This is a genomic window from Pontimicrobium sp. MEBiC06410 (assembly GCF_053601615.1).
Genome location: NZ_JBSHNT010000045.1, coordinates 1 through 283 on the forward strand (window position 1 = coordinate 1; position 283 = coordinate 283).

The following is a 283-nucleotide window of genomic DNA, read 5'->3' on the forward strand; positions in this document are numbered from 1 at the left end:
CCCAGCCAATCCAAATACAGGGATCACCCCACAAACCATCTATGTCCGATTAACCAATGGCGATGACCCTACAGGATTAAACGGAACAGGCTGTTACACGCTGGTTAACTTCGATGTTATTGTCAACCCATTACCAGTAGTTACCCCAGTAGACGATTACACCCACTGTGAGTTAAACACCGATGGCGTATACGAAAGCTTTGACTTTACAACCATGACCCCTGCCATATTAAACGGACAAGACCCCGCAATTTTCACGGTAACCTACCATGAAACACAAGCC

At 46.3% G+C, this 283-nt stretch carries 1 protein-coding gene; it reads left to right on the forward strand.

Going from position 1 to position 283, the window contains the following annotated elements:
* A partial coding sequence (locus tag ACVC08_RS00270) for a hypothetical protein (protein ID WP_452600515.1) occupies window positions 1-283 on the forward strand: 283 nt, incomplete at both ends.